This window comes from Mucilaginibacter rigui, from assembly GCF_014773275.1.
Taxonomy (GTDB): domain Bacteria; phylum Bacteroidota; class Bacteroidia; order Sphingobacteriales; family Sphingobacteriaceae; genus Mucilaginibacter; species Mucilaginibacter rigui_A.
The window spans coordinates 1,223,267-1,237,287 of record NZ_JACWMW010000001.1 but is presented as its reverse complement, the minus strand read 5'-3'; the positions used below and the strand labels follow the sequence as shown (position 1 = coordinate 1,237,287).

The 14,021-nt window shown below is 43.1% G+C and carries 13 protein-coding genes and 1 tRNA gene; 11 read left to right on the top strand and 3 right to left on the bottom strand.

Annotated elements, in window-relative coordinates; all coding sequences use genetic code 11:
• Positions 1–59: 59 nt before the first annotated feature.
• Both IDJ75_RS05475 and IDJ75_RS05470 read left to right on the top strand, forming a co-directional pair.
• Positions 60–1,310, top strand: a complete 1,251-nt coding sequence (locus tag IDJ75_RS05475; protein ID WP_191174579.1) for a sulfate adenylyltransferase subunit 1 — start codon at positions 60–62, stop codon at positions 1,308–1,310.
• A 295-nt stretch (positions 1,311–1,605) separates the two neighbouring features.
• Positions 1,606–2,301: a hypothetical protein gene (locus IDJ75_RS05470; protein WP_191174578.1), complete on the top strand. Its 696-nt coding sequence runs from the start codon at positions 1,606–1,608 to the stop codon at positions 2,299–2,301.
• 451 nt (positions 2,302–2,752) lie between these two features.
• On the opposite strand, the gene IDJ75_RS05465 is transcribed toward IDJ75_RS05470, so the two are convergent.
• Positions 2,753–4,180 carry an ATP-dependent DNA helicase gene (locus IDJ75_RS05465; protein ID WP_317173740.1) on the bottom strand — a complete coding sequence of 476 codons (1,428 nt, stop codon included), beginning with the start codon at positions 4,178–4,180 and terminating at the stop codon, positions 2,753–2,755.
• A 979-nt stretch (positions 4,181–5,159) separates the two neighbouring features.
• Between IDJ75_RS05465 and IDJ75_RS05460 the strand changes: the two genes are divergently transcribed.
• The 4 genes from IDJ75_RS05460 (at position 5,160) to coaD (ending at position 7,722) form a co-directional block, all read left to right on the top strand.
• Positions 5,160–5,972, top strand: coding sequence for a DUF3822 family protein (locus IDJ75_RS05460; RefSeq protein WP_191174576.1), 813 nt, complete (start codon positions 5,160–5,162; stop codon positions 5,970–5,972).
• Positions 5,948–6,481, top strand: coding sequence for a 16S rRNA (guanine(966)-N(2))-methyltransferase RsmD (gene rsmD, locus IDJ75_RS05455; protein WP_191174575.1), 534 nt, complete (start codon positions 5,948–5,950; stop codon positions 6,479–6,481). The genes IDJ75_RS05460 and rsmD overlap by 25 nt, the downstream gene beginning before the upstream one ends.
• 18 nt (positions 6,482–6,499) lie before the next feature.
• On the top strand, positions 6,500–7,081 hold the full coding sequence (gene nudK, locus IDJ75_RS05450) for a GDP-mannose pyrophosphatase NudK (protein ID WP_191174574.1): 582 nt from the start codon (positions 6,500–6,502) through the stop codon (positions 7,079–7,081).
• Positions 7,082–7,260: 179 nt separating this feature from the next.
• On the top strand, positions 7,261–7,722 hold the full coding sequence (coaD, locus tag IDJ75_RS05445; protein ID WP_191174573.1) for a pantetheine-phosphate adenylyltransferase: 462 nt from the start codon (positions 7,261–7,263) through the stop codon (positions 7,720–7,722).
• On the opposite strand, the gene IDJ75_RS05440 is transcribed toward coaD, so the two are convergent.
• Complete coding sequence (locus IDJ75_RS05440; RefSeq protein WP_317173739.1) at positions 7,691–8,278, bottom strand: NUDIX hydrolase; 588 nt, start codon at positions 8,276–8,278, stop codon at positions 7,691–7,693. The two genes, coaD and IDJ75_RS05440, sit on opposite strands and share 32 nt — an antisense overlap.
• Positions 8,279–8,327: 49 nt before the next feature.
• Here IDJ75_RS05440 and pyrE point away from each other — a divergent pair, with 49 nt between their 5' ends.
• The 4 genes from pyrE (at position 8,328) to IDJ75_RS05420 (ending at position 12,218) form a co-directional block, all read left to right on the top strand.
• A complete protein-coding gene (pyrE, locus tag IDJ75_RS05435; protein ID WP_191174571.1) occupies positions 8,328–8,969 on the top strand; it encodes an orotate phosphoribosyltransferase in 642 nt (213 codons plus the stop codon).
• Between the two features lie 7 nt (positions 8,970–8,976).
• Positions 8,977–9,372, top strand: a complete 396-nt coding sequence (locus IDJ75_RS05430; RefSeq protein WP_191174570.1) for an SRPBCC family protein — start codon at positions 8,977–8,979, stop codon at positions 9,370–9,372.
• A 368-nt stretch (positions 9,373–9,740) separates the two neighbouring features.
• Positions 9,741–11,369 (top strand): ABC-F family ATP-binding cassette domain-containing protein, encoded by a 1,629-nt coding sequence (locus IDJ75_RS05425; protein ID WP_191174569.1) that lies wholly within the window; start codon positions 9,741–9,743, stop codon positions 11,367–11,369.
• Positions 11,370–11,399: 30 nt separating this feature from the next.
• Entirely contained in the window at positions 11,400–12,218 is an 819-nt protein-coding gene (locus IDJ75_RS05420; protein WP_191174568.1) for a carboxypeptidase-like regulatory domain-containing protein, read from the top strand.
• Positions 12,219–12,388: 170 nt separating this feature from the next.
• Here IDJ75_RS05420 and IDJ75_RS21300 read toward each other — a convergent pair whose 3' ends face one another.
• Positions 12,389–13,594 carry a hypothetical protein gene (locus tag IDJ75_RS21300; RefSeq protein ID WP_191174567.1) on the bottom strand — a complete coding sequence of 402 codons (1,206 nt, stop codon included), beginning with the start codon at positions 13,592–13,594 and terminating at the stop codon, positions 12,389–12,391.
• 143 nt (positions 13,595–13,737) lie between these two features.
• Between IDJ75_RS21300 and IDJ75_RS05410 the strand changes: the two genes are divergently transcribed.
• Positions 13,738–13,810 (top strand) — tRNA-Lys (locus IDJ75_RS05410).
• Positions 13,811–14,021: the final 211 nt, after the last annotated feature.

Genomic DNA, 14,021 nt, shown 5'->3' with positions numbered 1-14,021 from the left:
GTAAAACAGGGCATTAACAAACTCCTAACCCCTCTCAAGAGGGGAACTATAATAAGAGAATGGATATACTAAAATTTATAACCGCAGGCAGTGTAGACGATGGCAAAAGCACTTTAATAGGTCGCCTGTTGTACGATAGCGAAGCCATCCTGGCCGACCAGTTGGAGGCGCTGCATGCATCGAACCGTAAAAACGACGACGGCAGTATTGACCTTGCCATTTTAACCGATGGCCTTAAAGCCGAGCGTGAGCAGGGCATCACCATTGATGTGGCCTATAAATATTTTGAAACTGACAAGCGCAAGTTCATCATAGCCGATGCGCCCGGCCATATCCAATATACCCGTAATATGGTTACCGGTGCGAGTAACGCAGCTTTATCTATTATTTTGATTGATGCCCGCAAAGGCGTTATCGAGCAAACTACGCGCCACTCTTTCCTGGTTTCGTTATTACAAATCCCTAAAGTGGTTGTTGCAGTAAACAAGATGGATATGGTTGATTACAGCGAAGAAGTATTCAACAACATTGTTGCCGACTTTAAAAAGCTGGCTGCTAAAGTAAATCTGGATAATGTTACCTACATTCCCGTGAGCGCGCTGAAGGGCGATAATATTGTATACCAGTCCTCAAATATCAGCTGGTACAGCGGCGACAGCCTGTTGCAGCATTTAGAAAATGTGGAGATCACCATCGACGATTCATCGACCCATGCCCGCCTGCCCGTACAATGGGTGGTACGCCCGCAGACGGATGAACTGCACGACTACCGCGGTTATGCCGGCAGGGTTTCGAGCGGATCGTTCAAGGTGAATGATCAGGTAACTATCCTGCCATCAGGCTTTAGTACCACTATTTCTAAAATTGAATTGTATGATAAAGAACCTGCGGAAGCATTAGCGGGCATGTCTGTAACCGTACATCTGCAGGATAATATCGACATCAGCCGTGGGGATATTATTGTGAACAGCGCCGGGCAACCGCAGCTAAGCAACGTAATTGAAGCCGACCTGTGCTGGATGGATACCCGTCCGCTGGATGCTTCGCTTACCTATTTGGTACAGCACAATACCAAAACCATCCGCTGCAAAATACAGGAGGTGATCTATAAAGTGAATATCAACACGCTGGAGAAGGATTACGACGACGAATTTAAACTAAATGATATTGGCCGCATTGTGATAAAAACAGCTGAGCCCTTAGCATTCGACCCATACCAGGCAAATAAAGCCAACGGCGGCGCTATTATTATTGATAGCCGCACCAATGTAACCGTAGGCGCGCTGATGCTGCGCCAGTCGGTAGAGTAAACAGGAATAATCTCCAATTATTATATAAACCAGTTAAGTGAAGTATGATTACCCTGTGCGAGGTGCAACTCGTGCGGGGTTCTTTGTTTTAAACTCCCGACCAGTCATACTGAACTTATTTCATGCCCCGGGACAAATTTACCTTGCTTTCCACCCTGTCATTTCGAGGGAAGCGTAGCGACGAGAAATCTTGTTCATGTGATGGGTAGCGAACTTTGCAATGTTATGTGATAAGCGTAAAGAGGTTCTCTAATAAAGTTTTTTTTTAACTTTAAATCATTCTAAGATCAGATGTATGCCTAAAACTTTAATCACATTATTAGCTGTTACTGTAATTTACATCAGCTTACTTGCCTGTAATTCAAATAATAGCATATCTAAAAAAAACACTACGAAAGAGTTTGAGGGAATAATAACTTATCATGAAATAATTAAAAACAGTGATAGCACTTTTAATGTGGACGACACTGTACAGCTTTTTTATTCTCATGGGAATTATGTTGGTATTCACTCTGAACCATCGTCAAAATTTCATTTAGTTAAGGATTATTATTTTGAGAAAAAAGCTTTGAGATTATTGCTTTTCAATAATTCAGATACTTTACATCAGCTAAATTTAAATCTTCCAACGGAGAAGCTCGATGACATTAAAGTGAAAAAAATAGAGGATCAAATATTATCACGACAATGTGAAGAAATTAATGTTAGTATAAGTTATCCTAAAAAGGACTCGACAACTTATTCAGATTTTACTATTGTTTTTTCGAGGGGATATTTGAATGTAGATAAAGAACATTTTAAAAACTGGCGTTTAGGATTTTTTAATAAGGTAATAGATGAATCCGGAGCCTTTTATTTAAAACTAAAAGCAGTTCATTTCGACAGTTCGCATAAGAATATATTATCCAGCAAAACCTACGATGTTATATCGGTAAAAGAACAGACCATCGATCCTAAAATATATGAGATTGACGCAACTAAGATTAAATAATTTTGGCAACAAGCATTAAACCAATTTAAATACTTTCAAACCACTGTATCATCTTAGCTTGTTTCAGGAAACCCTCCGAACAAGCTTACAATGTTTCCCATACTGTCATTTTAAGAGAAGCGCAGCGACGAAAAACGGCCCTATTCAAAACCGGATGCAAGGTTTAGAAGATTTTTCCTCGTACCTTCGAAATAACATAAGTCAATTCAAGTCACCCCGTTCCAGATGAGCACAAGAATGGAACACGAACGATTGCGTTAAAAAAACGGCCCTTTTTCGACTTTTTTAGGCCTTGGAACGGCCTTTTCAGGATTTGTAATGTCCTAAAAAGGAAATAAATGCATTTGAGTAGTAATATGATTATAGATAGTTATAAAATAACAACCTGTTCCATTTATTTTGTTTCGAAATAAAACGGGACAAGCTAATTTGTTAGTTCTCCGTCGCCGGCCTATTCCTCTTCGCCCCCGCCAACAAAAAACTTCTTGTTAAAATTAACCAGGTAAAGCTCGTTGGTAGCGCGGGTACAGGCGGTATAAAACCAGCGTAAAAAATCGGTGTTTACCATTTCATCTGTCAGGTAGCCCTGGTCAACAAAAACGGTTTCCCACTGGCCGCCCTGGGCTTTGTGGCAGGTAATAGCATAGGCAAACTTTACCTGCAGGGCATTATAGTATGGGTTTAATTTTAGCTCGTTATGCTTGGCGCGCTTATTGGGGATATGGTCGTAATCCTTCATGGCTTCCAGGTAAAAGCGCTTTTGGTCGATAGGTTGCAGTGCAGGCGCTTCGCTGTACAGTGTATCCAGCAATATCTTACAATCAAGCACCGGGTCTTCCACATAATCAGTAAACTCCAGCTGCACATCGGCAAACCTAAAACCGTACATCTCCTCAATACGGCGCACCTTTTTTACACGGGCAATATCGCCATTGGCAATAAAGCCGGTGCTGCCCTCCTCCTGGCCTTCCAGCCAAAAGTAATTGTTCTTCACTACCATCAGCTGGTCGCCGCCGGTTAGTTCCTCCTCACGCATCAGTATGCGCCCGCGGATCTGCCGGTTGTACAAATTAGCATTTTTATTACTGCGGCAAATAATCAGCGTACCATCGTACCCATATTTGCTGTAGGCATAATTAAGCCCTTCTTCCAGCATATCGCTGCCCATGCGATAAACATCCTTGTAACCTTTTGTCACAATTTGCGGCATCACCTCTTTACCCTCGCGGATAATATTGCGCACGTTGGTTACATTATACAATATGCCCGAATCCTTTTGCTGCCTCAGTACATCCGTTAGCTCGTAGCTGTAAACAGTAAGGCCGTAATCTGCCTTCATCAGTTTTTCATCAAGCGCGGGGCTGTCATCAGCACCTACGGGGGGTAACTGGGCGGTATCGCCAACCAGCAGCAGCTTGCAGTTTTTGGTGTTATAAACGTAGGTCACCAGGTCGTGCAGCAGGGTATCGCGGTTGTTGCCGCTCAGGGTATCAGATATCATGGATGCCTCATCAACTATAAAAAGCGTGTTGGCGTTCATGTTCTCGGCAATGGCGAACGATTCGTCCACGTTGAGGGCCGATTTTTTACGATAGATGCGTTTGTGAATGGTAAACGCCTTACGGCCGCTGTAGTTGGTTATTACCTTAGCTGCCCTGCCCGTTGGGGCAAGCAGTACCGATTTAAAGTTATACATAGGCAGCGCTTTCACCAGCGCACCCACAATTGTGGTTTTGCCGGTGCCTGCGTAACCTTTAAGTATAAAGCAATCGTCCTCCTCGCCACTGGTTAAAAAGGCGTGCAGCTTACCAAACAGTTCCTGTTGCTGCGGCGTAGGCTGATGCGGGAAACTTTTGCTGATATCGTTTAATACTGACACAGCACAAAAATGGGGATAAGTACGCGAAATAGGTAGCCGGCACCGGTTAATTATTTTCATAAAGGATTTTATACAGCCCGGTAATTACTCACCCCGACTACGCTACGCTGGTCGACCCTCTCTGCTGCGCAAAGAGGGTGAAGAAAAAAGATTTTTGCCATTGTCACCAACAATATTGAGGACGGTTTTAAATAGCCACGCTTTATGTATGGCCGCTATGCTGATAACACCAGCAAGTGCGAAACCGTTAACAGGTTTTGAGTGAATGATTTACACGCGCAGAAACTTTCCCAAAACGACAAAAAAAGAACAAAAGGCACTTAACATTATCCTTTAATTAAATAAACCATATATATTATAATAATAAAAAACATATATTCTTTTTAGTTGTAAAAGCATACATTATTTAAATACCTAACTTACATGCAACTGCCAAAGGCTATTATTGAATCCATTAGATCTTTAAGTGTTGGTACTATAGCACAAAACATTGGTATTTACTCCGTTTTATTTATTTTGTTATATATCATCATAGTACAGCATAAAGTAATTGAAGAGCGTAAACATTAAAAATAGCTTGTGCATAGCCGATAAGACGATTTAAAAGAGCGATCTTACGCCTTCGAGCTATTGCAACCAACATTTTCAAGCCATTTTTTAATACCAAAGCCATGCATAACGGCTTGTTGGTGACACCACGATAGGTGTTCGGAAGATTCGAAAAGCCACCGGTCTTTGCTACGCTCCCACCCTCTCTTCGCTGCGCGCAAAGAGGATTTTGCTTTTCTTGTCGGGGTGATTTGATAAACAAAAGATCTTCCGAACCCTTGTTGGTGACAACACCAACAAGGGCAAAAGGGTCAACCGGCGCTTAGCGTAGTCGGGGTTAGTAAATTGCCGGGCATCAATAAAGGCTAAGTATTTGTGATAAGTATGTTAATTTACTAATCAGGAAAAAATATTACTTTTGTTAACCTGCATGAGCGAGAACAGACACCATTACACCAGCGACGAACTAAGCCTTACCCAGGCCCACAGCTATACCCTGTTGTTACAGGTTGATGCTAACACCTTTAATTATGCTATACTATCCGGCAAACAGCTTTTAGCATGGGGCGAAAATTATTCGCCCGATGAACTGCGCGACCCGCAGCAACTGCGTGATGTTTTAACCGCCAATTACCAACGAGTGATTATTGGTTTAGCCAGCACAGGCTTCACTTTATTACCCCAAAGCCTTTTTGACAGCAACCGTATTGCCGACGTTGCCCGCCTGCTTGATGTAAGTAATACCGAGAAAGTAAATGCAGAAGCTTTAGACAGCCAAAACATCATTATTTATAAGGTTGACGAAGTGTTAACCTATGCGGTAAAAGACCTTGATAACCAAAAGGCCATTTTTACTGATGCCGGATGGATAAAGGCCATAGCTGCCGATTACCCTTTAAGTAATAATTTGTATTTAAATATTGGTAACGATGTGGTATCTATAGTAAATTTCACTAACAGTAAACTGCGTTTTTACAACAACTTTAGCTTTAAAAACCACGAAGAGCTTGCCTATTTCAGCGCCCTGGTAACTACCGAGCTGCAAATTAAGCCCGAGGATGCAAAGCTGATCATTAGCGGCGATATCAATAACAGCGACAGGTACTTTACATACCTGAAAGACTTTTTTGGCGATGTACAGTTGAACAACATCCGCCTGCTTACCCTTCCTGACAGGGTTGCCCCTCATAAAATACTTAGCCTTTCTGCTTTATCGCTATGCGCATCATCGGAGGAAAACTAAAGGGCTTAAGGCTTAACCCGCCAAAAAACTTACCTGTTAGGCCTACTACCGATCTTGCTAAGGAGGCCCTGTTCAACATCCTGCAAAACCAGATAGAGTTTGAGGATATTAAAGTGCTTGATCTGTTTAGTGGTACCGGCAACATAGCCATGGAGTTTGCATCCCGCGGAGCGGAAAAAGTTACCGGGGTTGACCGCGCCATACAATGTGTGCATTACCTCAAAGATGCATCGCGCCAGCACGGGTTAACACAGATAGAAGTTTTTAAGGCCGACGTTTTTAAATACCTTGACCTGGAAACCGAGCAGTACGACCTGATATTTGCCGACCCACCCTACGACCTGAACAAGATACCCGAGATACCCAAAATTGTATTTGAGAAAAACCTGCTTTTAGAAGGCGGTATGCTGATAGTAGAGCATCAAAGCATGCAAAACCTGAGCAACCACCCTGCTTTTGTGGAGCAACGCAAATACGGGCACTCGTCGTTCTCGTTCTTTAAAGCATAATTAACCTATCCTCTCTTTATGAGCGAAAACATCCGCAACCTGCAAACCACTGTCCTGTCTGATAACTGGTACACGCTTAGAAAAGTAACCTACGAACTATTAGCTCGCGACGGTAAATGGCAGGCGCAATCGCGCGAGGCTTACGACCGTGGTAACGGCGCAACTATACTATTATACAACAAAGCAAACCAAACGGTGATACTTACCCGCCAGTTTAGGATGCCAACTTATTTAAACGGCAATGCCGATGGCTACCTGATAGAAACCTGCGCAGGTTTGCTTGATAAGGACAACCCCGAAGACTGCATCCGTAAGGAAACGGAGGAAGAGACCGGCTACAAGATAACATCGGTACAAAAAGCATTTGAGGCGTATATGTCGCCCGGCTCGGTTACCGAGATATTGTACTTTTTTACAGCCGAATACACCAAAGATATGAAAGTAAGCGATGGCGGCGGCCTGGAAGAAGAAACCGAACACATTGAAGTGCTGGAGCTGCCATTTACTAAAGCTTTAGAGATGGTAAAAACAGGCGAAATAAAAGATGCCAAAACCATGCTGCTGCTGCAGTATGCGCAGATAAATGGGTTGGTGGGTTAAGTAAACTATACTGTCGCCCGGCTCCAGCCGAGTGACCCACTATTATAAGGCCCTCCGGCCGCCTGGGTTACTGCGGCAAGATGCCGCCTAATATTTATCACCCGGCTGGAGCCGGGCGATTGCATGCTTTATAATCAAATAATCCTTACTTTTGAACAAGCAATAACATCATCATCAGCATGAAAATAGCCCTTTTCCCCGGTTCGTTTGACCCGGTTACCAAAGCCCACGTTGATATTGTAAAACGCAGTGTTGCCTTGTTTGATAAGGTTTACATTGGTATTGGGGTAAACAGCACCAAGCAGGGCCTGCTTAGCGTTAGCAAACGTGAGGATATGCTGAGGGCGGTTTTTGCGCATGATGAGCGCATACATATTGTGGCCTATGAGGGGCTCACCGTAAATTTCTGTAAAAGCATTGGTGCCGATTATATGATCCGTGGCATCCGTACCGTATCAGATTTTGAGTACGAAAAGGCCATAGCACAGATGAACCACGCCCTTGAGCCCGAAATTGAAAGCATCTTTATTGTAAGCAAGCCGGGTTATTCCTCCATCAGCTCCAGCATCGTACGCGAGATAATCAGGTACAATGGCGACGTTGCCCAGTTTATTCCGAAGGAAGCATTGCCGTATCTGTAATCAGCTCTTCTTTCTCCAGCACATCAATAATGGATGGGAATGTATTGTTAACAATGGTTGGCACTTCTTCATCCTTAAACCAGCGCACATCGGTTATGCCCTCCTCTAACTGGGGCACCAGCTTAGCGTTGCCTTTATAGCGCATTTTAAACCAATACGTTTTCTTAAGTACTACTTCGCCTTTGTAGATATAGGTATGGTAAGTTTTGCAGATCCCATATTCCAGCTTGCCCACCTTTATGCCACACTCCTCCTGAACCTCGCGCACAGCGGCAATTTTGGTTTTCTCTTTCTTCTCTATTTTGCCTTTGGGCAGGTCCCACTTATCGTTACGGTAAATAAACAGGTGGTCGCCGTGCTGGTTGGTAACCAACCCACCGGCCGCTTCTATCAGCATATTGTTTTTGATCACCTTTTTTAAAAAGGCCTTGGCGTCATCGCAAAGCACATAAAATAATTTGCCCGGCTGTTTATCAACCCAGTGGTAAACAATTTTTAAATCAAAGTGCTCAGCATCAATCTTTTGATAATGTTCTGCAAATTTGGGTGATTTCACGGTTAGTAAAACCACTTTTTCGTTAATATAAATTCTGTATTTTTGAGCCATGTTAACTAATAGTGAGACCGAGCAGCAAGTAGCCGAATTTCTGCTGCAAATTAAAGCAATAAAACTACAACCTACTAATCCTTTTACATGGGCATCCGGATGGAAATCTCCTATCTATTGCGATAACCGGATTACGCTATCGCACCCTACTATCCGTACTTACATCAGGCAGCAGCTTACATCGGCCATACAGGAAAAATTTGGCTCGGTTGGCTGTATAGCAGGTGTGGCAACAGCAGGTATCCCACAGGGCGCTTTGGTAGCGCAGGAAATGGGCTTACCTTTTATATATGTACGCGCTAAAGCAAAAGAACACGGCACAGGCAGCCTTATTGAGGGCGAGATCTCTCCGGGCCAGCGTGTGGTAGTTATTGAAGACCTGATATCAACAGGTAAAAGCAGCTTACAGGCTGTTAAAGCATTGCGCGATGCAGGTTATACTGTTGCAGGCCTTGCCGCTATATTTAGCTATGGCTTTGATATAGCTGAAGAAAATTTTAAAGAGGCAAAATGCCCTTTTATTACCTTATCTAACTATAACGCTTTATTAAAATACGCCGAGGAGCACCAGTATATATCTGCTGCCGATACGGATGTATTAAAACAATGGCGTACACAACCCTCAACCTGGGGACAATAATATGAGTATGAGCGTTTTTGAAAGCAAGGTAACGGTTAATAAACCGGCAGCACAGGTGTACGCGTTTTTAGCGGACATGAACAACCACAGGCAGCTGATGCCGGATAACATTGTGGATTGGACATCGACCACTGATGTGGCAAGTTTTAATATCCAAAACATCACCAAACTTTCATTAAAGATAGAGGAACGGGTGGCCGATACACTGGTAAGGATAATACCTGCAGAAAAACCGCCGTTTGATATGGAACTAAAATGGGAACTAAGCGAAGTTGATGGGGCTACCCAGGCTGCGTTTACCATTACGGCAAGCCTCAGTATGATGATGAAGATGCTTGCATCAGGGCCGCTGCAGAAGCTTGTCGACGAGGAAACAACTAACTTAGCATCGATGCTAAGTTAGTTGAACCTCATTTTCCGGGGGCTTAAGATCTTTTTACTTTAAGGTGTTGCACCACAACCAGTGCATTCACAATAAAAAGACTCGTTACTACAATAGTCATAAAAATTAATTAGGGGGTTTTTGACTGTATTACGGATACTATAATTCAATAGTTATACCAAAACCTAATTTATGCACTAATTGCATCATTAGCCAATATTTTTGTTAGAATATTTTTTATTAGCGTAATTAGCGTAGAAAGGGCGCCTCAATGGGTCGGCATAGTGTAGATTAATATGCCTGCTTCATCATTCATCAAGCTAATTTAGCCCACGGTTAAAATAAATTAACTATTTACCGTATTTTTGCGCAAAAATATAAGTTCACGCATGATCACGGTATCAAATTTATCTTTACGCTACGGCAAACGCACCCTTTTTGAAGATGTTAACCTTAAATTTAGCCAGGGCAATTGCTACGGTATAATTGGGGCAAACGGCGCAGGCAAATCAACCTTCATGAAAATTCTTTCGGGCGAGATCGATCCTACAAGCGGGTCGGTTAGTTTTACCCCGGGCGAGCGTATGGCTGTTTTAAGCCAAAACCACTACGCTTTTGATGAATTTACTGTAATTGAAACCGTTATGATGGGCTACAAAGAAATGTACGCCGTTATGAAGGAGAAAGATGCTATCTATTTAAAAGAAGATTTTAGCGATGCCGATGGCGAGCGTGCCGGCGAACTGGAAAACCTTTTTGCTGAAATGGATGGCTGGAATGCCGAAAGCAATGCAGCTACCCTATTGAGCAACTTAGGCATTAAAGAAGAGTTTCATTATAAACTGGTTAAAGACCTTGATAACACCCAAAAAGTACGCGTGTTATTAGCACAGGCCCTTTTTGGCAAACCCGATATTTTGTTACTGGATGAGCCTACAAACGACCTGGACATCCACACCATTACCTGGCTGGAAGATTTCCTGGCATCATACGAGGCTATTGTGCTTGTAGTATCGCACGACAGGCACTTCCTGGATACCGTGTGTACACATGTGGTGGATATTGATTTCGCCAAGATGACAATTTATACCGGTAACTACACCTTCTGGTACGAAAGCAGCCAGTTGGCCTTGAAACAACGCAGCGACCAAAACAAGAAAACCGAAGACCGCGTTAAGGAGCTACAGGAGTTCATCCGCAGGTTTAGCGCGAATGCTTCGAAATCTAAACAGGCAACCAGCCGTAAAAAAGCGTTAGATAAGATCAACCTTGACGAGATACAGCCATCAAACCGTAAATACCCGGGGATTATATTTAACAACCAGGGCCGCGAAATTGGCGACCAGGTGCTGCAAACAGAAAAGCTTACTAAAAAGCTTAACGGCGAGGTGCTTTTTGCCAACATTAACCTGATGGTAAACAAAGGCGATAAAATTGCGGTGCTATCACAAAACAGTTTGGCAACTTCTGCCTTCTACGAAATTTTAACCGGCCGCGATAAAGACTTTACCGGCAGCTTTAAATGGGGTGTAACCGTTAACCTGGCCGATATTCCTATTGATAACACCGAATACTTTAAAGGTAAAGACGACAACCTGATAGATTGGCTGCGTGAATATTCGGCAGGCGAAAAAGACGATCAGTTTATCCGTGGCTTTTTAGGCCGGATGCTGTTTAGCGGCGAGGAAGTGCTGAAGAAAAGCAACGTATTATCGGGTGGCGAAAAAATGCGCTGTATGTTTAGCCGCATGATGCTGCAATCGGCCAATATGTTATTGCTTGATGAGCCTACCAACCACCTCGACCTGGAATCTATCACGGCGTTAAACAACGGCATGAAGGACTTTAGGGGTAATATCATCTTCACCTCACGAGATCATGAACTGGTAGAAACCGTAGCCAACCGTATCATCGAGATAACACCCGGCGGTATCATTGATAAGTTAATGACCTACGACGAATATATAAACAGCGACGTAGTACAGAAACAACGCGAAGAATTGTACGCTATGGCGTAACTAATGGGGCAACAAATACGTCTTACCAATATGAAACGCATACTGTTTGTTGCCCTTTTTATAATTCCTTCTTTATTAGCCAGCGCCCAAACCTTTGAAGGCCTGGTTAAAGATGCCAAAACCAACCAGCCCCTGCCCTATGTAAACGTGGGCATAATTGGCAAAAGCGTAGGCACCGTTACTGATAGCGCCGGCCGTTATAGGTTAAACCTTGCCAACCACGATACCGACAGCTTAAAGCTATCTATGATAGGCTATATAGCACAAACCTACCGGGTATCGGCTTTTGTTAGCAATGCCCCTAAAATTATTTTACTGCAGCCATCTGTAACGCAGCTTAAAGAGGTTAAGGTGAGCAACCGTAAGTGGAAAGAAGGTGTACTGGGCAATACTTCACAATCAGACAATAGTAACGCGGGGTTTAATGCTAACAGGCTGGGCTACGAGATAGGCACCGTAATTAAGATAAAGAAATCGCCAACCTATCTTAAAAAATTCAACGTACATATCTCTACCGCCTCTACGTACCCGGTAAGGCTTCGCCTTAATTTTTACAGTTTAAAGAAAGGCATGCCCGATCAGCTTCTGCAAAACCAAAATATTTATGTAGATGTGCTGCCGGGGCAAAAAGATATCCACGTTAACCTTGAGCCTTATAACATTTTTGTAGACGATAACTTTTTTGCCAGCCTGGAGTGGATAGAGAACGGCAAGGGCCGCGGACTGATGTTTTCGGCATACTTAAGCCTATTTGGCAGCGGCGCGGTTATCTCGCGCGAAACAAGCCAGGCCAATTGGGAAAAGGTTGGTATTGCCGGTATTGCGTTTAACGTACTGGCTGAATACTAAAGCACCACTATATGTAAATGGAGAATTTACGCCCTACTGAACCGGGGTTTATAACTCCACCATACTGCTGTAAAGCAAAAGCCATAAATATTGAAGCACGTTAAGCGCCGGCAATATTTATGGCTTGCAAGTTTCAACCAGCAATTATTTTATATTAATGCAATTGATTATTAAAGATTAACGCCTTGTAATTCTCCCCTTATAATGGTTACAAGCTGATCTTCTGTTACTGTTAAATATGAATTATCTTCAGTAATTAATATTTTGCCCCTTTTACCATTGCTCCCTTTTATACCAACGTTCCCGTCATTTCCTCTTTGCCCGTTAGTACCGGGCTCCCCACCTAATCCGCTTCCGGCAATACCTGCAAAAATATCGCCATTACCGCCTTTCCCTCCTTTACCTGCAGTTGCACCTAAACCACCTTGCCCGCCAATGCCGCCTTCTCCTGCATTTCCTCCTTTGCCGCCCGTATTATTTATAGTATAAATCAATGGTGCTATATTGTTTTTTAGCGAATAAACCTTAACCAGACCACCATCACCACCGTCCCCCCCCTGGCCGCCATCGCCCCCATTGCCGCCATTACCACCATTTCCTCCATCTCCTCCTTTGCCGCCTTTTTTAGGGCTATGTCCACAACTTGTTATACTACCTTTACCGCCCTTACCGCCATTGCCCCCGTTACCTCCATTTTGTCCAGCCCCGCCATCTTGTCCTTTCCCGCCATTACCGCCATCACCTCCAATTGCAATAAGTTGAACTTCGGCTGATGGGTGGAATGTTTTAGATATTAAAGAAACAGAGCCTGCATTTTCCCCATTTTCCCCCATTTTGCCTGGCAGGCCGTTGGCTCCGGTTTGTCCGTTACTACCGGCTTGCCCATTATCGCCTTTTTTAGCTCCCCCGCCTGTACATGTAGCATTTCTCCCGCTGCCGCCATTTTTTCCGATTCCGGCACTGGTAGCAAAAGGTGCTGCAGGGGTAGTAAATGCACTACCATCGCGCCCTTTAGTAGCTCTCGTATTCTGAATATTTAAAAATCCTCCTGTATAGTTAGCCGTTATAACCAGGTTAGATTTGGAAAACAACAATTTATCCCTGGCGCCTAATAAAGTATCACATATAATAACTATGGTAAAGTTAGGCCCATTGGGATGCACTAATTCAACCGTATCTTTCAATACTAAAAGCTTTGTTCTAAGTGTAGAAACAACTTTCACCTCTTTACCTGCCGAACCAAATATAGTAAGCGGTACATCGTACGATTTTCCAAATCCCTCCAATAAAGAATTTAGCCTTTCTTCACTGGTTTGTGCGTAACTGTTACTGTAAACCAGCATTAATAACATCAGAAATAGTTTGTAAGATTTCATAATAAGTTGTTTAGGTTACATTTATGATAGAATATTTATTTAGAAAAGTATATTGTAGTTCAATTATCTAAAGATGTAGTAAAAACATTAGCAGTTACACCAATAGATTGTATATTTGCATCCAGGTAAAAATTGCCGGCCATGACTTGGTAGCTCAGCTGGTAGAGCAACTGACTCTTAATCAGTGGGTCGAGGGTTCGAACCCCTCCCAGGTCACCCAAAAACCTTTCAGTACTACTGGAAGGTTTTTTTATTAAATGGCAAGGTATATTTGGCTTCCGTCTCCCCATTAATGCTGTATTAGCTTATTTTTCAGTTAAAGTTAACTGGTTGAAGTATTAATAAAGAGGGTGTTATAACCCATTTTATTAAGATATTTATTTTACTGGCAAGGGAACGTTAACCCAAGCCCTTGAGGCCACATACA